Origin of the sequence: Staphylococcus equorum, from assembly GCF_029531845.1 — a bacterium.
Lineage (GTDB): Bacteria > Bacillota > Bacilli > Staphylococcales > Staphylococcaceae > Staphylococcus > Staphylococcus equorum_C.
Map to the genome: position 1 here is coordinate 1 of NZ_JAMBPV010000004.1, position 23775 is coordinate 23775.

At 33.9% G+C, this 23775-nt stretch carries 18 protein-coding genes; 13 read left to right on the top strand and 5 right to left on the bottom strand.

Features of this window, described 5'->3' with window-relative positions; genetic code table 11:
• Window positions 1-357: 357 nt before the first annotated feature.
• Entirely contained in the window at window positions 358-1476 is a 1119-nt protein-coding gene (locus tag M4L39_RS06190) for a glycerate kinase (protein ID WP_277581256.1), read from the top strand.
• Window positions 1477-1632: 156 nt separating this feature from the next.
• Here M4L39_RS06190 and pepT read toward each other — a convergent pair whose 3' ends face one another.
• The 4 genes from pepT to gdpS form a co-directional block, all read right to left on the bottom strand.
• On the bottom strand, window positions 1633-2865 hold the full coding sequence (gene pepT / locus M4L39_RS06195) for a peptidase T (protein WP_277581257.1): 1233 nt from the start codon (window positions 2863-2865) through the stop codon (window positions 1633-1635).
• A gap of 11 nt (window positions 2866-2876) precedes the next feature.
• Window positions 2877-3377, bottom strand: coding sequence for a threonine/serine exporter family protein (locus M4L39_RS06200; protein ID WP_277581258.1), 501 nt, complete (start codon window positions 3375-3377; stop codon window positions 2877-2879).
• A 15-nt stretch (window positions 3378-3392) separates the two neighbouring features.
• Window positions 3393-4154: a threonine/serine exporter family protein gene (locus M4L39_RS06205; protein ID WP_277581259.1), complete on the bottom strand. Its 762-nt coding sequence runs from the start codon at window positions 4152-4154 to the stop codon at window positions 3393-3395.
• A gap of 481 nt (window positions 4155-4635) precedes the next feature.
• Window positions 4636-5706 carry a GGDEF domain-containing protein GdpS gene (gdpS, locus tag M4L39_RS06210; protein WP_277581260.1) on the bottom strand — a complete coding sequence of 357 codons (1071 nt, stop codon included), beginning with the start codon at window positions 5704-5706 and terminating at the stop codon, window positions 4636-4638.
• Window positions 5707-6114: 408 nt separating this feature from the next.
• On the opposite strand from gdpS, the gene M4L39_RS06215 reads away from it, so the two are divergent.
• On the top strand, window positions 6115-7179 hold the full coding sequence (locus tag M4L39_RS06215; protein ID WP_277581261.1) for a glycosyltransferase family 4 protein: 1065 nt from the start codon (window positions 6115-6117) through the stop codon (window positions 7177-7179).
• A 105-nt stretch (window positions 7180-7284) separates the two neighbouring features.
• On the opposite strand, the gene M4L39_RS06220 is transcribed toward M4L39_RS06215, so the two are convergent.
• On the bottom strand, window positions 7285-7926 hold the full coding sequence (locus tag M4L39_RS06220; RefSeq protein ID WP_277581262.1) for a YigZ family protein: 642 nt from the start codon (window positions 7924-7926) through the stop codon (window positions 7285-7287).
• Between the two features lie 171 nt (window positions 7927-8097).
• Between M4L39_RS06220 and fakB1 the strand changes: the two genes are divergently transcribed.
• The 11 genes from fakB1 to uvrA all read left to right on the top strand — a co-directional run bounded on the left by fakB1 (window position 8098) and on the right by uvrA (window position 23436).
• Window positions 8098-8961: a fatty acid kinase binding subunit FakB1 gene (gene fakB1 / locus M4L39_RS06225; protein WP_277581263.1), complete on the top strand. Its 864-nt coding sequence runs from the start codon at window positions 8098-8100 to the stop codon at window positions 8959-8961.
• 39 nt (window positions 8962-9000) lie between these two features.
• A complete protein-coding gene (locus M4L39_RS06230) occupies window positions 9001-10323 on the top strand; it encodes a DEAD/DEAH box helicase family protein (RefSeq protein WP_277581496.1) in 1323 nt (440 codons plus the stop codon).
• Complete coding sequence (locus M4L39_RS06235; protein WP_277581264.1) at window positions 10316-10987, top strand: ComF family protein; 672 nt, start codon at window positions 10316-10318, stop codon at window positions 10985-10987. The genes M4L39_RS06230 and M4L39_RS06235 overlap by 8 nt, the downstream gene beginning before the upstream one ends.
• Window positions 10988-11053: 66 nt before the next feature.
• Window positions 11054-11620, top strand: a complete 567-nt coding sequence (gene hpf, locus M4L39_RS06240) for a ribosome hibernation-promoting factor, HPF/YfiA family (protein ID WP_002508278.1) — start codon at window positions 11054-11056, stop codon at window positions 11618-11620.
• Window positions 11621-11918: 298 nt separating this feature from the next.
• The gene (secA, locus tag M4L39_RS06245) at window positions 11919-14450 is read left to right on the top strand and encodes a preprotein translocase subunit SecA (protein WP_277581265.1); all 2532 of its coding nucleotides are present in this window, start codon (window positions 11919-11921) and stop codon (window positions 14448-14450) included.
• A gap of 219 nt (window positions 14451-14669) precedes the next feature.
• Window positions 14670-15786 (top strand): peptide chain release factor 2 gene (gene prfB / locus M4L39_RS06250; protein ID WP_277581266.1). Its coding sequence is split into 2 segments (ribosomal slippage): window positions 14670-14741 and window positions 14743-15786, totalling 1116 coding nucleotides; the frame shifts between segments, so codons are not numbered across the junction.
• A 313-nt stretch (window positions 15787-16099) separates the two neighbouring features.
• Window positions 16100-16999 carry a COG3942 and LysM peptidoglycan-binding domain-containing protein gene (locus M4L39_RS06255; protein WP_277581267.1) on the top strand — a complete coding sequence of 300 codons (900 nt, stop codon included), beginning with the start codon at window positions 16100-16102 and terminating at the stop codon, window positions 16997-16999.
• A gap of 412 nt (window positions 17000-17411) precedes the next feature.
• Window positions 17412-18053, top strand: a complete 642-nt coding sequence (locus tag M4L39_RS06260; protein WP_069817903.1) for a YfbR-like 5'-deoxynucleotidase — start codon at window positions 17412-17414, stop codon at window positions 18051-18053.
• 5 nt (window positions 18054-18058) lie between these two features.
• Window positions 18059-18289, top strand: a complete 231-nt coding sequence (locus tag M4L39_RS06265) for a CsbA family protein (protein WP_002508273.1) — start codon at window positions 18059-18061, stop codon at window positions 18287-18289.
• Between the two features lie 321 nt (window positions 18290-18610).
• The gene (uvrB, locus tag M4L39_RS06270) at window positions 18611-20596 is read left to right on the top strand and encodes an excinuclease ABC subunit UvrB (RefSeq protein WP_277581497.1); all 1986 of its coding nucleotides are present in this window, start codon (window positions 18611-18613) and stop codon (window positions 20594-20596) included.
• Between the two features lie 5 nt (window positions 20597-20601).
• A complete protein-coding gene (gene uvrA / locus M4L39_RS06275) occupies window positions 20602-23436 on the top strand; it encodes an excinuclease ABC subunit UvrA (protein WP_277581268.1) in 2835 nt (944 codons plus the stop codon).
• Window positions 23437-23775 lie beyond the last annotated feature (339 nt).

Below are 23775 nucleotides of genomic sequence, written 5' to 3' on the forward strand. Positions count from 1 at the left end.
ACGCTTGTTAATCTTTTATCAACATCAAGAGATTAGCAAGCGTTTCTTTTAATGTGAAAAATTTCCTAATGGCATGTATAATAAATAGTTGAATGAGAAATATAGACTGCTATTAGATAGTGAATGAACTTATAGAGCTAAACTTTATAATTTATAGCGTTGACTGTGAGTTGTAACGCTTAATTGCATATTAAGTGTATTTTAAATATTCACATAGGGATATAAGCGTACGTGTATACTTTTATAATAAAAAAGATTTAGTATAAATAAGTCTACAGAGGGAAGATGATTTTCTTAGCGTTGTGTATAATCATCGTACAATAACAGTTATTAATAAAATAATTTGAGGTGACAAATATGAAAGTTTTAGTAGCGATGGATGAATTTAATGGTATTATATCTAGCTATCAAGCTAATCGTTATGTTGAAGAAGCGGTAGCTAGTCAAATAGAAAAAGCAGATATTGTTCAAGTGCCGCTATTTAACGGGCGTCATGAACTTATGGATTCTGTTTTTCTATGGCAGTCAGGTACGAAATATAAAGTGCCAGCACATGATGCAGATATGAATAAGGTAGAGACGGTTTATGGTATTACTGATAACCATATGACCATCATTGAAGGGAATTTGTTTTTAAAAGGTAATAAACCAATCACTGAACGAACAAGTTATGGTTTAGGTGAAATTATGTTAGATGCATTAGATAATGATGCAGAACACATTATTATGTCTTTAGGTGGCATAGGCAGCTTTGATGGTGGTGCAGGTATGTTACAAGCACTTGGAGCTAAATTTTATGATGATGAGGCCCAAGAAGTGGATTTACGTCAAGGTAGTAAGATGTTGAAATATATACGTAAAATAGACATCTCTGACATTCATCCACAATTGAAAAATGTACGTTTTCAGTTAATGACTGACTTTGATAGTAAACTATATGGGAAAAATAGTGAAATTATGCAAACGTATGAGCTTTACGGAATGACACGTCAAGATGCTGCTGAAATAGACAATTTACTGTGGTATTTAAGTGAAATTTTCAAAAGTGAGTTAAAACTGACAATGGGTCCTGTTCAAAGAGGTGGTGCAGGTGGTGGTATTGCTGCAGCCTTAAATGTACTTTATGATGCCGAAATCATGACAAGCCATGAACTTGTCGATCAAATTACACATTTAGATAATTTGATACAACAAGCGGATTTAATTATATTCGGTGAAGGTGTAAATGAACAAGACCAAATTTTAGAAACAACAACAGTGCGTCTTGCAGAGTTAGCAACAAAACATAATAAACCATCTATTGCCATATGTGCGACAGATGATAAATTTGATTTATTTGAATCAATGGGTGTAACTGCTACTTTTAATACGTTTATAGAAATGCCTGAAAGCTTTACAGATTTCAAAATGGGAATTCAAATCAGACATTATACAGTGCAAGCAATTAAATTATTAAAAACACAATTTGAAGTGTAAACGGATAGTTGTTGAAAATTGTAAAAACGTGTTAAATAAATGGCTCCAAGTTCACACGTAGCGACTATAAGTATATATGAGAAATAGAAAAAGCGTAGATTCCTGAAAATGGAAATCTACGCTTTTTTATTGATTTTGGATTTATATACCCATTTTTCACTTTTTATAAGTGTTTACGACTTCTTGTGTGATGCCAATAATGACCTCTACGGCTTTTTCCATGACATCAATGGATGCATATTCAAAAGGACCGTGGAAATTGGCGCAACCTGTAAAGATATTAGGAGTTGGTAGCCCCATGTATGAAAGTTGAGACCCATCTGTTCCACCACGTATAGGTGCTGTATTAGCAGGGATTTCTAACTTTTCAAACACACGTTTAGGTATATCAATTACATGGGGATTGGGTTCTATTTTCTCACCCATATTGTAGTATTGATCATTGATTTCGATTTCTACTGGCGCATCAGCATAATGTGTATTGATGTCATTCTTAATCTCAATAAGACGCTTTTTACGTAATTCAAAATGATTTCTATCATGATCACGAATAATATATTGTAAGGTCGTCTTTTCGACATCACCGTTCATTTTCATTAAATGATAGAAACCTTCGTAATCTTCTGTTCTTTCAGGCACTTCATTTTGTGGTAATAATGAATTGAATTGTTGACCTAATAGAATCGCGTTAATCATTGCATTTTTAGCAGAACCAGGATGTACGTTCACACCGTGACATGTAACGATTGCTTCTGCAGCATTGAAACTTTCATATTGTAATTCACCAAATTCACTACCATCCATAGTATAGGCGAAATCAGCATTGAAACGCTCAACATCAAAAGCATGAGGGCCTCTACCAATTTCTTCATCTGGCGTAAAAGCAATACGAATAGGCCCATGTTTGACTTCTGGATGTTCCGTTAAATATTTAATTGCTTCCATGATTTCAACGACACCAGCTTTGTCATCAGCACCTAATAGTGATGTACCATCTGTGACCATTAACGTATGACCTTCCACGCTTTTCATAGCAGGAAATACATCTTGGCTCAACATACGACTCGTTTCACCTAATTTGATAGGTTGCCCATCATAGTTTTCTATGATTTGTGGGTTTACATTTGATGCATTGAAATCAGGTGAAGTATCAACATGTGCCAAAAAGCCAACAGTAGGTATAGTTTCGTCAACATTGCTATCTAATGTTGCGAATAAATAACCTTGTTCATCAATGCCAGTTTCTAAACCTAAGTCAGTTAACTCGTCATTTAACAAATTTAGTAAATCCCATTGTTTCTCAGTGGAAGGCGTAGTGTTAGATTCTGGGTCAGATTGTGTATCTATTGTTACATATCTTGTTAATCTATCAATTATATCAGTTTTCAAAAAAACACCCCTTAAGCTCTATTGTTCATATTGTAAGATTTTTTATATGTTTTACCATTCATTCTACCATAATGTTGTTTAATCCGTGTATTGAGATGATAGATGATTTCTGCACATAGAATACCAAAAGCAATAGCGCCTGAAATCAAAGTGACTTCAAGAAATGTATTTACAGCAAGTGTATATTGATTACTAACTAAATAACGTGTAGCTTCATATGCTAAACCACCTGGTACTAATGGGATAATCCCTGGAACAATAAAGATAATAACAGGTCGTTTGTAACGTCTACTCATTACGTGACTCATGATTGCCAAAATAAAGCTTCCTAAAAAAGAAGCCATTACTTTACCAAAATCCATGTCCACAGTAAGTTTGAAAATGATCCAGCCCATTGCGCCAACGAAACCACAAGCTAAAAGGAGGCGACGGGGTGCATTAAAGATAATCGAAAAAAGCATTGTAGCTAAAAAGCTGACAATCAATTGTAAAAAATAATAGCCAATGAGCATATAAGCACTCCTTTTTTAAAATATTAATAAAACGATGGCAACGCCGGCACCAATTGCAAATGCTGTGAGAGCTGCTTCAACGCCACGAGACATACCGGCAATCAATTCTCCAGCCATTAGATCACGAATAGCATTGGTGATTAATATTCCTGGTACAAGAGGCATAACGCCAGCTATGGTTATGATATCTTGGTTTTCTGCCATACCTAATTTAGTGAACATGGATGCTATCATTATAACAACTGCAGCACTAAGAAATTCCGAAAAGAATTTGATTTGAATATAGCGTTGTACAAAATCAAATGTTAAAAAAGCACCAGCTCCAGCAATAATAGCGAAAAAGAAGTCGTTTATTCCACCACCAAACATGAATAGGAAGAAGCCACATGCGATTGCTGCTGCAAAGAATTTTGTAATAGATGAAAATTGTAAAGATGCATGATGCAAATGTATGAGTTCTGACTTTGCCTCATCTATATCTAATTGATTGTTTGAAATTTTACGCGATAAACTATTGGTTAAGGCGATTTTTTCTAAATCAGTAGTTCTCTCACGAATACGTACGAGTCGTGTATTCGTACGATCATTAAGAGAGAAAATAATTGCTGTAGAAGTTACAAAGCTATATGTATCATCTAAGCCATAATTTGCAGCGATTCGTGTCATTGTATCTTCGACACGATACGTTTCAGCGCCACTTTCTAGCAAAATTCTTCCTGCGATGAGTACGACATCAATCACTTTGTCTTCATCGATGATAGTGATTGTATCTGACATAGTTGGTCACCTCCTGAAATGATATTAGAACAATTGAAAGTTTACAGCGTACAACAATAACTTTCAATAACAATCGATACTCCATTATTAATTTTTGAACTTCCAATGTATATTGTAACAAATATAATTTTGTAATTGTTGTTTTTTAAGTTAAAAAATAAAGTTGAAATATGCGTCTCAATCTAACTTACAATTTTAACATATGCATCCTTTAAGTGTTGACTGTGTCTCTTTTTAGACGTATGTAATCTTTCTTGAAATGTATAAAGATATGAATGAAAAAAGACGCATTTGTAAAATGTAATGCCTATCATGTTTTTATTGATTACTTAAAATAAAATGAAGAGGTATAGTGCAACGTTTTAGAAATAGGGTAAGGTGATGATTAGGGAGCAAAAATAGAAAAAGGATACAAAAAAGCTACCAACAGAGTCTTGGACTTTGCTAGCAGCTTGAGCGCTTCTAAGATCGGAAATATCTTTTATAATTTAACGATTGGATTAAACATGACTTGATTACGGCCTTCATTTTTTGCCATATGCAACATATCATCCGCAATTTTGAATACTTTACGTTGAGATTTGTAATCTTCTTGAGTTAAGTAACCTACACCAATGGATACAGATAACTTGATAACTTCTTTATTCGGTAAATGGAAAGTAGATTGTTCCACTCCAGCACGAATATTTTCACTGAGTTTTACACATTGGTCTAAAGTATAATCGTATAACACAATTGAAAATTCTTCGCCTCCATTACGATAAATACTAAATTGTTGAGGTACATAATTTTTTAATAGTTGAGCGACTTGTCTAAGTACCGCATCGCCAGATTTATGTGAAAATTTATCATTAACATCTTTGAAGCCATCTATATCAATGAGTAATAAACCTAAACTTTCATTGTTTTCTTCAGCAATACGAGTCGTTTCATTTAGATGTCTATCAAATTCTTTAACATTACCTAAACCAGTTAAATAGTCCAGTTTATCTTCATTTTCATAACGATTAACTAATGAGAAAAAATGCCAAATATCAACAAATGTGATAGATGAAGTGATCGTTAAAATAAAGGATAATGGTATTAAGAACAACACCTCTGTTAATTCGTAATAAGGGCTAATGAGTGATAAAATAGCTAAAATAACTAATGTGATTGCATTAAGGATTTGTAATGAAACAATGTCATTTTGTTTTAAAAATGGTCCAACGGCGCCGACCACGATGGCTATAACAATAAGAATCGTAGCAATAATAATAGTGAAATCACCAATAAGCACATTGACTACGGATACAATAATTGCGGCTAGAACGGTGTATACCATATTTGTATATCTACCTAAGAATAAAATAGGTACGAATGATAAATAGAGTGCGTATTCATTGAATAAGGGCACTGGATAGGCGGATAGCAAAAGTGCTACTATCGTCATTAAAATAGTGACGTATTCTTTTGAAAACACCATGTTTTTATTTTCTGAATACTGTAAGCGATGGAATAGGTAAATTCCTGCCACAATAACAGAGATATTGTAGATAATAGCTTCAAACATTTAACGTTACACTCCTTTGAATAAACACTTAGTTATTGTAAGTGAAAACTTACATTTTGTCATCACTATATAAATAGAAATTTATAACATTCACTTAATATTCATGTTAAAATATTTGTCTGAGTGATTATATAAAAATCACTTAGTTCATTTTTAAAACTAAAACATATTCGTTTGTAGAATATTAATTATCTCATTACTATTTGTATAAGTAAAAGCGTATGAGGTATTATAGTATTAAGTGCATGAATATTTAGATATTGTAGACGTGCAACTTATTAGAGTTTTATCAACATTGCAGGTCATTTTATAAATACTATAAATATACAATTTAAGGTAATAATTAATTTCAATGTAACGACTTTGAAATTCGAAATAATCAAGAATTATATTAATGAAGGTGAACTGATGTATACATTATTATTAATCATTTTCTCAATGATTGTCAGTTTAATACTAACACCAATAATTATAAAGGTTTCTCATAAACTAGGCATTGTAGATAAGCCGAATTTTAGGAAAGTACATACAAAACCCGTTTCTGTATTAGGCGGAACTGTAATACTTTTTGCGTTTCTATTAGGAATATGGCTAGGACATCCGATAGAAACCGAAGTTAAACCTCTTGTTATTGGAGCAGTATTAATCTATTTGGTGGGACTTGTAGATGATATCTATGATTTGAAACCAGTTATAAAATTAATTGGCCAAGTAATTGCAGCACTCGTCGTTGTCTACTATGGAGTGACGATTGATTTTATTTCCTTGCCAATTGGGCCTACGATACATTTTGGTGTACTTGGGATTCCTATCACTGTGATTTGGATTGTAGCCATCACTAATGCAATTAATTTAATCGATGGGTTAGATGGATTAGCATCTGGTGTATCAATGATTGCGTTAATGACAATTGGCTTTATAGCAATATTACAAGCAAACATTTTTATTATGATGATTTGTAGTGTTTTAATAGGTGCACTTTTAGGCTTCTTATTCTTCAATTTCCACCCAGCTAAAATCTTCTTAGGTGATAGTGGTGCGTTACTTGTAGGCTTTATTGTAGCATTCCTATCATTGCTCGGATTTAAGAACATAACGATTGTTTCACTATTCTTCCCAATTGTTATCTTAGCAGTTCCGTTTATTGATACGTTATTTGCTATGATACGTCGTGTGAAGAAAGGTCAGCATATTATGGAGGCAGACAAATCGCACTTACATCATAAATTATTAGAATTAGGTTATTCACATCGTCAGACGGTAATGCTTATATATTCTATAGCATTACTCTTTAGTCTTGCTAGTATTATATTATATTTATCTCAACCATGGGGCGTACTCATGATGCTCATTCTTATTTTAGTTACGATTGAGCTTATTGTAGAATTTACTGGTCTCATTGATGATGATTACAGACCTTTAATGAAATTAATTGAAAATAAACAACGAAACAAAGATGACGAACATGATTAATTTATGCATAAAGCGTTTAATATATATCATAGCATCAATAATAAAGAGGCTTCCATCTTGGAAGCCTCTTTATTTTATACCAGTATATATAATTTGCTTTCAAAATTAGGAAGTGGGAATGTCGAAAGGTAAGCGTACGACCTCATTTTCGATTAAATCATAATTACCTGAGGTGTTACGATTTAAAAAATCTATAAATGGATCATAGTCCGTTTTAACAACGTCAATGTGATAACTTACTTTATCAGTATAATTCGTGTCGCGTAATAAGTAAGGCGTGCTCGCGAGTTCATATTCAAACTTACCCGTTAAATCATAAGCAATGGTTACCGTTGTAGGTATAGCAGGACGCAAAGCAACTCTACCAATATCATAAATTACATCTCGGACTGCGCCACTGTATGCACGGATTAATCCGCCACCACCTAATTTAATCCCACCAAAGTAACGTGTGACGACCACGGCAGCATTATGTATATCTAATTTCTTTAAAATATCGAGCATAGGAATTCCCGCTGTACCACTTGGTTCGCCATCGTCATTTGCTTTTTGAATATTCATTTGGTCTCCAACTGTATATGCTGAACAATTATGTGTTGCTTCACGGTGTTCAGATTTTACTGCCGCGATAAAAGTTTTAGCGTCATCTTCAGATTCGACAGGTTTAATATGGGCTATAAAACGTGATTTACTGATTATATTTTCAATTGTATGTTCTTGTTTAACAGTGATTATTGCATCATCCATTTTTCGTCACCTCATCTTCGTATTGTCAGACAATCATTTATTTATGAATTCAAAATTCATTAATTACATATATTATACACTGTATTGTATTATAGATTAAATGCAAAAATAAATTTTCTTTTTACTTAAAATAGGGTATCATAGTTGTGAGTATAATTGAGGAGGATTAAGATGAAGATTGCTGTCTTGACAGATTCAACGAGTTATCTATCTCAAACGCTAATAGAAAAATATAATATAAGAATTGCGACGCTAAGCGTAACTTTCGATAATGGTGAAAATTTTGTAGAAAATGCAACAATATCAACAGAAGCATTTTATGAAAGAATGGAAACTTCCAATACAATTCCCACGACGAGTCAACCTGCGATTGGAGAGTTTTTAAAACATTTTAACGAACTCCGAGAGGAAGGCTATACAGATGTCATATCAATCTTCATATCATCTGGAATTAGTGGCAGTTATCAAACAGCTACTCAAGCAGGGAAAATGGTAGAAGGAATCAATGTGCATACATTTGATTCGAAATTAGCTGCAATGATAGAAGGTGGCTATGTACTTCGTGGAGTTGAAATGATAGAACAAGGCTATGAGCCCCAAGATATTATTAAAGACCTTGAAGCTATGCGTGAAGTAACTGGTGCATTCTTAATGGTAGATGATTTAAAAAATCTACAGAAAAGTGGTCGTATTACCGGTGCTCAAGCATGGGTAGGTACAATGTTGAAAATGAAACCTGTTTTAACATTCGATGATGGCAAAATTATACCAGAAGCTAAAGTCCGGACGAAGAAACGCGCGCTCAATGAAATCATTAATAAAGTTACTACTCAAGTTAAAGATTATGAAGAAGTAACTTTATTTGTTATTGAGGGCGATAAAGCAGAAGATGCAGCGTGGATGGAAAAAGAATTACAAGAAAACTATCCAGAATATAAACTTCACCGCTCTAAGTTAGGCCCTGTTATTGCAGCGCACTTAGGTTCTGGTGGCATGGGATTAGGTTTTACAGGGAGAAACATACGTACATCATAAATATTAATTCGTTTTAAGACATGTCATGCCAAGAATGGTATACATGTCTTTTTTTATTGGAGGTCATCTAAGATAAAACATTATGGAAAATTAATTACCGAAAAATATATGTTAACCGATGAGAAAATAGTACACATTTCCACTGGTGTAATAAACAAACAAGGACGCTGGTATTGTATACAGTGTCATACAAAAGAAAGGCATTATTTTTACAAATATTTTTCAATATTATTAGATAAAGAAGTTGTGTATTGCAGAAATTGTATCAATTTGAGCAGAATGGATAATATTAATGAAGTATATATTACTGAGACAAATGCCGATATTTCCCAAGGGATATATCAGTTGCCATTTGAATTATCAGAACAACAACACTATGCTTCAATTAAAATTTTAGAAGCGGTTAAAAGTTTCAAGTCTATTTTGTTATATGCTGTGACAGGCGCAGGTAAGACAGAAATGATATTTGAAGGCCTTAGCTTTGCGAGAAGAAAAGGTTATAATGTTGCCATTGTATCGCCTAGAATAGATGTTGTTATAGAAGTAAGTTTACGTATTAAAGCAGCTTTTAAAGATGAAGCGATAGATGTACTCTATCAAGGTCAAAGACAATGTCATAACGGTCATTTTGTGATTGCCACAGTGCATCAATTATATCGATTTAAACAGCATTTTGACATGGTTATTGTAGATGAAGTTGATGCTTTTCCATTATCAATGGATCCAACACTCTTTGATGTTATAACACATGCCTCAAAACAGCAGCATTGCCACATTTACATGACTGCGACGCCCTCAACTACATTACTTAGAAAAATGAAAGGAGATCATATAGTAACATTGCCCGCCCGTTTTCATAGACAACCTTTGCCAGTTCCTCAGTTTAAACATTACAAAACAAAATTTCACAAAACACAACGATTTCTTATGAAAATATTGAAACAACAAATTGAATCAGGACGGTATACGCTTGTGTTTTTTAATCGCATACATCTTATGAAACAAATGTATCATTGTTATAAAACAGAAATAACTTCAATGACCTGTGTACATAGTGAGGATGCACTTCGTTTTGAAAAAGTGAGGGGTTTAAGAAAAGGTGAATATAAAGTGATGTTTACCACTACAATTTTAGAAAGAGGATTTACTATGGCTAATTTAGACGTTATTGTGCTCAATAGTCATATGTTTGAAAGTAGTGCGCTTGTTCAAATTGCTGGAAGAGTGGGGCGTAAATTAGAAGCACCAACAGGATCAGTGTTATTTTTGCATGAGGGAATTACGATGAGCATGCTTAAGGCACGAAAAGACATTAAAAAAATGAACATGTTAGCGCATAGCAAGGGATGGTTAGATGGCTAGGTGTATTCAATGTTATCATACGTTTGCTGAACCGTTTAATGCTTACACGTTTTATAAAAAGGCATCTAAATTATGTGAATCATGCATAGAACAATGGGCTGATATCAATATTAAACCGCTCAATCGGTGTGTCAGGTGTCTAAAAAGCTTAGCCGATAATGAGGAAAATTGTTTAGACTGTCTATTTTTAGCTTCAAAATATAACTTAATGCATCAGTTATATTGCCAATACCAATATAAAGGTATGATGAAAACACTTATTCATCAATATAAATTTAAGAAAGATGTTGCGATTTGTGAAATATTAGCATCACAGCTTCAGTTTCCTAAAATATCGTATGATTATATTGTGCCTATACCATCTCCGGTAGTTAGAGATAAGGAGCGAACGTTTAACCCTGTGATGACCGTGTTAGATAAAATGGGCGTGCAGTATGAGTCCGTACTATGTACACGCGTCCGACCAAAGCAATCACTTTTAGGTAAACAATTGCGCGCGCAATCAAAAAATCCATTTGAAATTGTAAAAAATATAGACTTAGAAAATAAAAATATATTGCTTGTAGATGACATTTATACTACAGGCTTAACGGTTCATAATGCCGCAGAATTGCTTTTTGTTAGAAAAATCAGAAAATTCGATGTGTTTACGTTTGCACGGTAGTAGAAACGTGGTATTATAATAGTAAGCAATATTACCAATATAGAGGTTTTAAAGGAGTCGATTATTATGATCAGATTTGAAATTCACGGGGAGAACCTCACTATTACTGATGCGATTCGCAACTATATTGAGGAGAAAATTGGTAAATTAGAAAGATATTTTAACGATGTGCCAAATGCAATCGCACACGTTAAAGTAAAAACGTATCAAAATTCAGCAGCAAAAATCGAAGTAACTATTCCATTGAAAAACGTTACTTTAAGAGCTGAAGAACGACACGATGATTTATACGCAGGTATTGATTTAATTAACGGTAAACTTGAAAGACAAGTTAGAAAATACAAAACGCGTGTAAATCGCAAAAATCGAAATCGTGGAGAGCAAGAAGCATTTGCATCATTACCACAAGAAAGTGAAGCAGAAGAGATTCAAAATGATGACAATGAAAGTGATATCGAAATTATTCGTTCAAAAAATTTCAGTTTGAAACCTATGGATTCAGAAGAAGCAGTATTACAAATGGATTTATTAGGACATGATTTCTTTATTTTCACAGATCGTGAAACTGATGGTACGAGTATTGTTTATAAAAGAAGAGATGGAAAATATGGTTTAATTGAAACAACTGAATAATTTGTTTTAATTAAGTCCAATATTAAACTAACCGTAGCGTTCATGATTGAGTTAAATCATGGACGCTCATTTTTTGTTGTGTTACTATGAAATAATTTGAAAGTTAGGTAAGATTTTGTGTATATTTTTATTGGATAAGAAATAAAATAAAAAAGTGAAAACTATTAATAAATATAAAACAGCATTAACAAGCGAGAAAACTGTTTAAATGGGAAGTTAATAAGTGTAAATTTAAGCTTATAAATGATATCATAAATTGTTGTAAGCGAAGAGTTAAAAAGCTAAAGGAGCGAACAAAATGGGTTTTTTATCAAAGATTGCAGATGGCAATAAAAAAGAAATAAAACGCCTTGGTAAATTAGCCGACAAAGTCCTTGCGTTAGAAGAGGATACGTCGATATTAACTGATGAAGAAATTAGAGAGAAAACAAAAGCATTTCAAAAACAATTACAAGCAGAAGAAGATATTAAAAAACAATATAAAATGCTCGATGATATTTTGCCAGAAGCCTTTGCGCTCGTAAGAGAAGGTTCAAAACGTGTGTTCAATATGGTGCCATATAAAGTTCAGGTTATGGGTGGTATTGCAATTCATGGTGGCGATATTTCTGAAATGAGAACCGGTGAAGGTAAAACATTAACTGCGACAATGCCAGTTTATTTAAACGCATTGTTAGGTCGTGGCGTACATGTTATTACAGTTAACGAATATTTATCTAGTACTCAAAGTGAAGAAATGGCAGAACTATATGAATTCCTTGGATTATCAGTAGGGTTAAACGTCAACAGTATGACAACAAATGAGAAGAGAGAAGCATACGCAAGTGATATTACGTACAGTACGAACAATGAGTTAGGCTTCGATTATTTACGTGATAATATGGTGAACTACGCAGAAGAACGCGTTATGAGACCACTAAACTTTGCCATCATTGATGAAGTTGACTCAATTTTAATTGATGAAGCGCGAACGCCACTGATTATTTCAGGTGAAGCTGAGAAATCAACTTCACTTTATACACAAGCAAATGTCTTTGCTAAAATGTTGAAAAATGAAGACGACTATAACTACGATGAAAAAACAAAAGCTGTTCAATTAACAGAACAAGGTATTGATAAAGCAGAACGCATGTTTAAGATTGATAATTTATACGACGTTAATAATGTTGATATTATTAGTCATATTAATACTGCATTACGCGCACATGTAACATTGCAAAGAGATGTGGATTACATGGTGAATAATGGTGAAGTATTAATCGTTGACCAATTTACCGGTCGTACAATGCCAGGACGCCGCTTTTCAGAAGGGTTACACCAAGCTATAGAAGCGAAAGAAGGCGTGAAGATTCAAAACGAATCTAAAACAATGGCTTCTATTACATTCCAGAACTATTTCAGAATGTACAACAAACTTTCTGGTATGACAGGTACAGCTAAGACGGAAGAAGAAGAGTTCAGAAATATTTATAACATGACTGTAACTCAAATTCCTACTAATAAACCGGTACAACGTAAGGATAAACCAGACTTAATATACATTAGTCAAAAAGGTAAATTTGATGCAGTTGTGGACGACGTTATTGAAAAACATAAACTTGGACAACCCGTACTATTAGGTACAGTCGCAGTTGAAACCAGTGAATATATATCCAACTTATTGAAGAAACATGGCGTACGTCATGACATTTTAAATGCTAAAAATCATGAACGTGAAGCAGATATAGTCGCTGGTGCTGGTCAACGTGGTGCCGTTACTATCGCTACTAACATGGCAGGTAGAGGTACAGATATCAAGCTTGGCGAAGGCGTTGAAGAAATCGGTGGCCTTGCAGTGATTGGTACAGAGCGACATGAATCACGTCGTATTGATGACCAATTACGTGGTCGTGCAGGACGACAAGGTGATAAGGGGGATAGTCGTTTCTACTTATCCCTACAGGATGAATTAATGGTTCGTTTCGGATCAGAACGTTTACAAAGTATGATGAATCGCTTAGGTATGGATGATTCTACACCAATAGAATCTAAAATGGTTTCTCGTGCCGTTGAATCTGCTCAAAAACGTGTAGAAGGTAATAACTTTGATGCACGTAAACGTGTACTTGAATATGATGATGTATTACGTAAACAACGTGAAATTATATATGGTGAACGTAACCGTATTATTGATAATGATGAAAGTGGAGATTTAGTAAATGAAATGCTCCATTCTACATTAGATAGAAGCGTTTATTATTATATTAATGAAGACGAAGAAGACTTGGATTACGAGCCATTCATCAACTATATTGATGATGTATTCTTAAATGAAGGTGACTTAAAACTAGAAGATATCAAAGGTAAGGATCAAGAGGATATCATTGATATTGTTTGGTCAAAAGTTGAAGTTGCTTTAAAAGATCAAAAAGAGAAAATTGGTACGCAATTTGATGAGTTCGAACGTATGATTTTACTTCGTTCAATCGATTTACACTGGACAGATCATATAGATACAATGGACCAATTACGTCAAGGTATCCACTTGCGTTCTTATGGCCAGCAAAATCCATTACGTGATTATCAAAATGAAGGACATCAACTTTTCGACACAATGATGCAAAATATCGAAGAAGATGTCAGCAAATATATCTTGAAATCAGTTGTTACGGTTGAAGATGACTTAGAACGTGATAAAGCAACAGATTTCGGTAAAGCGGAACACGTATCTGCAGAAGATGGTAAAGAAAAAGCTAAAGCATCACCTTATGTTAAGGATGATCACATCGGTAGAAATGATCCTTGCCCTTGTGGTAGTGGAAAGAAATATAAAAACTGCCATGGTGCGTAATTCATAAGTGATGTTAATAAAACCGGAAGCCTTGATAAACAGCTTATCAACTTCCGGTTTTTATTTATTAAAATTAAGTTTAGCGTGTTTTGATAAACAAAAAACAGTGGTAGAGTTGTAATTAAGCTTCAAACTTTTGTAGAATAGATATATTGAACAAAATAACATAACTTAAAAGTAGTAGTATTTCAATCGTACGATAACAGGAGAGATGCATTGATGGAACTATCAGAAATTAAACGTAATATAGATTATTACAATGAAAAATTAGAGCAGCTTAGGGGGTCTCTTTGACTTAGAAGAAAAAGAGACAAATATTCAGGAATACGAAGAAATGATGACTGACCCTACTTTTTGGGACGATCAGGATAAAGCACAGGAAATTATTGATAAGAATAATGCTTTAAAAACGATCGTAAATGCCTGTCGAGGGTTAGAGTCTGAAATAGAAGACATGGAGACAACAAGAGAATTATTATTAGACGACGATGATGAAGATATGAAGGCGGATTTAGAACAGAACGTAATGAATTTTAAAGAAAATATAGATAAGTTTGAATTACAATTATTACTTGATGGTCCATACGATGCGAACCATGCCATTATGGAGCTACATCCTGGAGCAGGCGGTACGGAATCGCAAGATTGGACGAATATGCTTTTAAGAATGTACCAACGTTATTGCGAACAAAAAGGGTTTAAAGTTGAAATTGCAGACTATCTACCTGGTGATGAAGCGGGCGTTAAAAGCGTCACATTAATGGTTAAAGGCCATAATGCCTATGGTTATTTGAAAGCTGAAAAAGGCGTACATCGACTTGTTCGTATTTCGCCATTTGATTCATCAGGACGTAGACATACATCATTCGCTTCTTGTGATGTTATACCACAATTTAATAATACAGAAATTGAAATCGACATAAATCCAGATGATATTAATGTTGATACATTTAGAGCGTCTGGCGCAGGTGGGCAGCATATTAATAAAACAGAATCAGCAATTAGAATCACCCATCATCCTACAGGTATTGTAGTAAACAACCAAAATGAGCGTTCTCAAATTAAAAACAGAGAAGCTGCAATGAAAACATTGAAAGCTAAGTTATATCAATTGAAAATTGAAGAACAAGAGCAGGAAATGGCAGAAATTCGTGGTGAACAAAAAGAAATTGGCTGGGGAAGCCAAATAAGATCTTATGTTTTCCATCCTTATGCAATGGTTAAAGATCATAGAACAAATGAAGAATCAGGTAAGGTGGATGCAGTTATGGATGGAGATATAAGTCCATTTATAGAAGCATACTTACGTAGTCAAATGGATCATTCAAAAAGTTAAGCAAATGATAATAAGAGACCTCATCATTAGTATTTAAACTAGTGATGAGATCTTTTTTATTTTTTGAAAATGAATAAAAATATATGTAAAATGCAATTTTAAATATTACATGTTAAATATAGCTGATGTGTGTGTATAGTCTTGAAAGGTTATAATATCAAGGGTTTAAATGCTGTTTTAGTTAATTGAACTGACCCATAATCAGGCTCAATTGTCTATTGCATTACAGTATAATAACAATCGCAAAAGAGGAAAAAATTTATGCTATATTATGATTGATTAAAATTCAAGACAGTAAAGGGTTGAACATGTAATGAAGAAAGGATTAACATTTTCTGTAACATCGGCAGCATTGTTTTTTGGTTTTAATGGTATTGCATCAGCAGACCAAATTCACACAGTAAAAGAAGATGCTAAATTATCTGATATAGCGCAAGCATTCGCCACAACAACAAATGAAATTCAGTCACTAAATCAATTGAATAATAGAGTAACTGTACAAGCAGGAGAACAATTAGTTCTTCCAGATAAAGATATAGTAGAAATAAAGCAAGGAGATACGATTTTAAATATTGCTGAAAAATATCAGCTTAATTTGGATCAAATTTATCAATTAAACCCAAATCTAGGAGAAGTAATTTATCCTGGTCAATTAGTGGCAGTATCTGACAAAGGTTCAGCACATTTAAACAACCAGCTTCAAAATAGCCTTAATGAACAACCAGCGCAGAATGAAAGAAGAGAAGGTAATGATGTGCCAGTAACATCAAACATCCTGGCACCAATGACACAACAGACTTGGGAATACGTAGAAAAAGAATCAGCAAATAATCAAAATGAAAGTACACAAATGTATTCTCATCATTATAAACCGACACAAGTAGCTTCAAATGGAAGTAATTATTATAATTGGGGACAATGCACATATTATGCATTTGACCGCCGTCAACAATTAGGAAAATCAGTAAGTAACCTTTGGGGTAACGCGAATAATTGGGCTTCGGCAGCAAGTAATAATGGCTACAAAGTTGACCGTACACCGGAAGTGGGCGCAATTTTCCAAAGTAATGCGGGTAACTATGGCCATGTAGGTGTTGTAGAACGTAAAAATCCAGATGGCTCAATTGTAGTATCAGAAATGAATTGGCAAGGTGTAGGACAAAAATCTTATAGAACGATTCACAACACTGGCCAATATAATTATATTCATTAGTAAATCATATGCTTGATATATTACCCTCAATATCATCTCAATACGTGAAGAAAAGGTGCTTAATTGTGTGTTTAGGGATAGATTTTGATTAGTATAATGATGGTACACCATAGAACCACTCCAGCATGTTTTGGAGTGGTTCTAAGTTTCTAACTTGTCGTAGTTAAATAATGTCATTTATAAGGTAATGTGATAGATATATATATATATAATTTTGCTAATAAAATTTCGTAATATGAGCCCAGCTAACTACTGCCAAAATAATAACAGAGGCTGAGGTATGAATTTATGTCCAAGACTCCTCATAAATTCAATTATTTAAATTCAATTACATTGATAAGACATTTTGATTGTTGAATGATATTATAAAATTAAGTATAATCATTCATTAAACAAACTAGGAGGCGATGTCATGGGAGTACATCAATATTTTAAACGCTTGTCTGATTTAGAAAAATTAATTAGATTGCCGGGAAAATTTAAATACTTTGAGCATAATGTCGCTGCGCATTCATTTAAGGTGACAAAAATTGCACAATATTTGGCTACAGTAGAGGAATACCATGGTAATGAAGTAGATTGGAAGAGTTTATATGAAAAATCGTTAAATCACGATTTTGCTGAAATTTTTACCGGTGACATTAAAACACCAGTTAAATATGCAAGTGGTGAATTAAAAAAACTCTTCTCACAAGTCGAGGAAGAAATGGTAGACCATTTTATAAATGAAGAAATTCCAGAAGCTTATCAAGATATATATCGAGAAAGACTTCAAGAAGGTAAAGATGATTCATTAGAAGGTCAAATACTTTCTGTAGCTGACAAAATAGATTTATTATATGAAACGTTTGGGGAAATACAAAAGCGTAACCCTGAACAATTATTTTTTGAAATATATGAGATGTCCTTAGAAACGATTATGCAATTTGATCACCTAAGTTCAGTACAAGATTTTATAGATAATATTATTCCAGAAATGTTGACGGAAAAATTCATTCCAAGATCAGAATTACGTGAAACAACAATGGCTATTTTAAATAATAGGAATGGGTGAAGTGAATGATTTGGTATGTGCTCGCATCCTTCTTTCCATGTATTTTCGTGGTATTTTTCAGTGTGCTAACACGAAGTAAATGGGTTGGAACGATTTTAACATTAATTATAATTGGTGCATCCGTTCAAAAAGGTTTTTTTCATAATGAATGGATCATTTTTATAGATGTCGCCTCATTGCTAGCTGGTTACCTTATTATAGATCAATTAGAATTTCATAAAAAAGAAGATGACTAAGCAATAAGTATTAAGCAACTTAATTGCTATAGTTAAATAAGCGTTTTATAATTGTATAACTTCAACAATATAGTTTATTTTAGGATAAACAAATACAATCTAGGCAAACATGGTGACAGAACTATGTTTGTTTTTCTTTATATAGAGTAAGATTAAAAGCGAACAAATGTTTGCTTTTGTATTTATATATCTGTTAAAATATGTAACGAGAATATGAATCTGCAAACTTGATGCAGACACAGCAACAGTGGTATATACATTTTAAACATAGACACATCAGGTATGTTCGTATCGTTAGAAATTATATAGGAGGCATGTGTCATTATGGAACACCATCAATTTAAATTACAATCTGATTTTACACCTCAAGGTGACCAACCAGATGCGATAAAAAAAATAGTTAAAGGCGTCAATGATGGCAAACGCCATCAAACTTTACTTGGTGCGACAGGTACGGGAAAAACTTTTACGATGAGTAATGTTATTAAACAAGTAGGAAAACCTACGCTAATTATCGCTCATAATAAGACGTTAGCAGGGCAATTATATAGTGAGTTTAAAGAGTTCTTTCCAGAAAATAGGGTAGAATACTTCGTCAGTTATTATGATTACTATCAACCAGAGGCTTATGTACCATCAACTGATACATTTATTGAAAAAGATGCTTCAATAAACGATGAAATTGACCAATTACGACATTCAGCGACAAGTTCACTTTTTGAAAGAGATGATGTCATTATTATTGCGAGTGTCAGTTGTATATATGGTTTAGGTAATCCAGAAGAATATAGAGATTTAGTGGTCAGTGTTCGAGCTGGTATGGAAATGGATAGAAGTGAACTTTTAAAAAAATTAGTAGATGTTCAATATTCGAGAAACGATATTGATTTTAGACGTGGTACATTTCGTGTAAGAGGGGATGTAGTGGAAATTTTCCCTGCTTCGAGAGAAGAAATGTGTATTCGTGTAGAGTTTTTTGGTGATGAAATTGATCGTATCCGTGAAGTGAATTATTTAACGGGTGAAGTTTTAAGAGAGCGCGATCACTTTGTAATCTTCCCAGCATCCCACTTCGTAACACGTGAAGAGAAAATGAAATCTGCAATACTAAGAATTGAAAATGAATTAGAAGAACGTTTAACAGAATTACGCTCAGAAAATAAATTATTAGAGGCGCAACGATTAGAACAGCGTACGAATTATGATTTAGAAATGATGAGAGAAATGGGCTTTTGTTCTGGTATAGAAAACTACTCTGTTCATTTAACGCTAAGACCTATGGGCTCAACACCATATACGTTATTAGACTATTTTGGCGATGATTGGCTTGTGATGGTTGATGAATCACATGTGACATTACCTCAGATTAGGGGTATGTATAATGGAGACCGTGCACGTAAACAAGTACTTGTAGACCATGGTTTCCGTTTGCCGAGTGCTTTGGATAATAGACCTTTAAAATTTGAAGAATTCGAAGAAAAAACCAATCAACTCGTTTATGTATCTGCTACACCAGGTCCATTCGAATTAGAACATACAGATGAAATGGTACAACAAATCATTCGTCCAACAGGTCTATTAGATCCAGAGATTGAAGTGCGACCAACCGAAAATCAAATTGACGATTTAATAAGTGAAATTCATGACCGCATTGAACGTAATGAACGTGTGCTAGTTACAACATTGACTAAAAAAATGAGTGAAGATTTAACGACTTATTTGAAAGAAGCTGGTATTAAGGTCAATTACCTACATTCAGAAATTAAAACGTTAGAACGTATAGAAATTATTCGTGATTTACGTATGGGAACATATGATGTCATTGTCGGAATTAACTTATTAAGAGAGGGTATCGATATACCAGAAGTGTCTCTTGTCGTTATTCTTGATGCGGATAAAGAAGGTTTCTTACGTTCACATAGATCACTCGTTCAAACAAGTGGCCGCGCAGCACGTAATAGTCGCGGTGAAGTTATTATGTATGGTGACAAGATTACAGATTCCATGCGTTATGCAATTGATGAGACAGAACGACGTCGTACAATTCAAAAAGCATATAATGAAAAACATAATATTACGCCGACTACAATTAGTAAGAAAATTCATGATGTTATTAGTGCCACAGTCGAAAATGATGAAACGAATGAACAACAACAAACTGAAGTACCTAAGAAAATGACGAAAAAAGAACGCGAAAAAACAATCGCAAATATAGAAAAAGAAATGAAACAAGCCGCTAAAGATTTAGATTTCGAAAAAGCAACAGAGCTTAGAGATATGTTGTTTGAATTAAAAGCAGAAGGGTGACAAATATGAAACAACCATCCATTGTAGTAAAAGGGGCGCGTGCCCATAATTTAAAAGATGTAGATATTGAAATACCAAAAGATAAACTCATCGTGATGACAGGGCTTTCTGGATCAGGAAAATCTTCACTTGCCTTCGATACAATATATGCTGAAGGGCAGCGCAGATATGTTGAGTCATTAAGTGCTTATGCAAGACAATTTTTAGGTCAAATGGATAAACCTGATGTTGATACGATTGAAGGATTATCACCTGCCATATCAATTGACCAAAAGACTACAAGTAAGAACCCAAGATCAACTGTAGCGACGGTAACTGAAATATACGATTATATACGCTTACTTTACGCACGTGTAGGTAAACCATACTGTCCCAATCACGGTATTGAAATAGAATCGCAAACTGTACAGCAAATGGTAGACCAAGTGATGCAACTTGAAGAACGTTCTAAAATCCAATTGTTGGCTCCTGTTGTTTCTCATAGAAAAGGTGCACAAGAAAAACTCATAGACGACATTAGCAAAAAAGGTTATGTGCGTGTTCGTGTTGATGGCGAAATTATGGATGTAAACGAAGTACCAAATTTAGATAAAAATAAAAACCATACGATTGAAGTAGTAATAGATCGCTTGGTAGTTAAAGAAGGTATTGAGGGACGTCTTGCTGATTCTATAGAAACTGCAATTAGACTTGCAGAAGGCACGTTAATCGTTGATATAATTGGTGGAGAAGAATTGAAATTCTCAGAAAATCATGCTTGTCCGATATGTGGTTTTTCAATTGGTGAATTAGAGCCACGTATGTTCAGCTTTAACAGTCCATTTGGCGCATGTCCAACATGTGATGGTTTAGGGTTGAAATTAAAAGTGGATGTAGACTTAGTGATACCTGATACAAACAAAACTTTAAATGAAGACGCAATCGTAGCTTGGGGATCTTCAAGTTCTGATTTTTATCCAACATTATTAAATCGTGTTTGTGAAGTATATAAAATTAACATGGATAAACCATTTAAAAAATTAACAGAGAGACAACAAGATATCATTTTAAACGGTTCTAAAGGCAAAGAAATTGAGTTCACATTCAAACAACGTAATGGCCAAACACGTAAACGAACAATGGAATTTGAAGGTGTGCTTAATAATATTAATCGCCGTTACCATGATTCACCATCTGAACATGTAAGAGAGATGATGAGTAAATATATGACTGAACTACCATGTGAAACCTGTAAGGGTAAACGTTTAAGTCGTGAAGCATTATCTGTATATGTTTCTGGTCAAAATATTGGCGAAGTTGTTGGACATTCAATTAAAGATGCATTGCATATGTATGAACATATTGAATTGTCAGAACAAGATAGAAAAATTGCAGATCAAATATTAAAAGAAATCAACTCGCGATTAGAGTTTTTATATAACGTTGGTTTAGAATATTTAACACTCAATCGTGCATCAGGATCGTTATCAGGCGGGGAAGCGCAACGAATTCGTCTTGCTACACAAATAGGTTCTAGACTTTCTGGTGTGCTCTACGTGTTAGATGAGCCTTCTATCGGGCTTCACCAACGAGATAATGACCGACTCATAAGCACATTAAAAGAAATGCGTGACTTAGGCAACACTTTGATTGTCGTAGAGCATGATGAAGATACGATGCGTGCGGCTGATTATTTAGTTGATGTAGGCCCAGGTGCAGGTGAACACGGTGGTGAAATTGTCGCGAGTGGTACACCTAAACAAGTAATGAATCAGAAAAAATCATTAACGGGTCAATATTTAAGTGGTAAAAAACTTATAGAAGTACCGGAAGAACGACGTGAAGTAACTGACCGGAAAGTAAGTGTTAAGGGTGCAAGAAGTAATAACCTCAAAGATATCGACGTAGATTTCCCATTATCAACAATGACGGTTGTTACAGGTGTTTCGGGTTCAGGTAAGAGTACGTTAGTTAACGAAGTGCTGTATAAATCCTTAGCAAAACACATTAATAAATCAAAAGTAAAACCGGGTGATTGTGACGATATTCAAGGAATAGATCAACTTGAACGTATAATCGATATTGATCAATCACCAATTGGGCGTACACCGAGATCAAATCCAGCAACATATACAGGCGTGTTCGATAATATTAGAGATATCTTCGCACAAACAAACGAATCTAAAGTAAGAGGATATACTAAGGGCCGTTTTAGCTTTAATGTGAAAGGCGGTCGCTGTGAAGCTTGTAGAGGTGACGGTATTATAAAAATTGAAATGCATTTCTTGCCAGATGTATATGTACCGTGTGAAATTTGTGGTGGCTCTAGATATAATAGAGAAACACTAGAAGTCACATATAAGGGTAAAAACATTGCGGATATTTTAGCAATGACAGCTGAAGAAGCGACTAATTTCTTTGAAAAGGTACCTAAGATTCATCGTAAATTGAAAACATTAGTTGATGTTGGACTAGGATACGTCACACTAGGGCAACAAGCAACGACACTTTCTGGTGGGGAAGCACAACGTGTTAAACTCGCTTCTGAATTGCATAAACGTTCTACAGGTCGTTCCATCTATATTCTTGATGAACCAACTACTGGTTTGCATGTTGATGATATTGGTCGATTATTAAAAGTACTCAATAAACTAGTAGAAAATGGTGATACCGTAGTTATTATTGAGCATAATTTAGATGTGATTAAGATGGCAGATCATATTATTGACTTAGGCCCAGAAGGTGGCGACGGTGGGGGCACCCTTGTAGCTACAGGCACACCAGAGCAAATTGCAGAAGTAAAAGAAAGCTACACAGGACAATATTTAAAACCTGTGCTAGAAAGAGATACAGTAAAATAATTGATATAATAATGTAACTTCATCAAAAACGAGTTATATAAAGTATGAATGGCTCTCTTCGAAGCAAACACTTAAATGTGAAAACTTTGAAGGGGGCATTTTTATATTTTGAAGTAACAACTTCAAATAAAATGACCTGAATTGAATTGAATTAAATTAATTTAAATAAATAAAATGAAAATATAATCGGTCACTAGTGTGTGGTATCGTTTATAATTGATATAATGATAGATGTTAAAGATATGTATTGAATTATCGATCTTCTACACTTTTTGATATGGATTATCATTTCTTTTTGATATGATAATATCATATTGCAAATGTAAGAGAAATATTGAT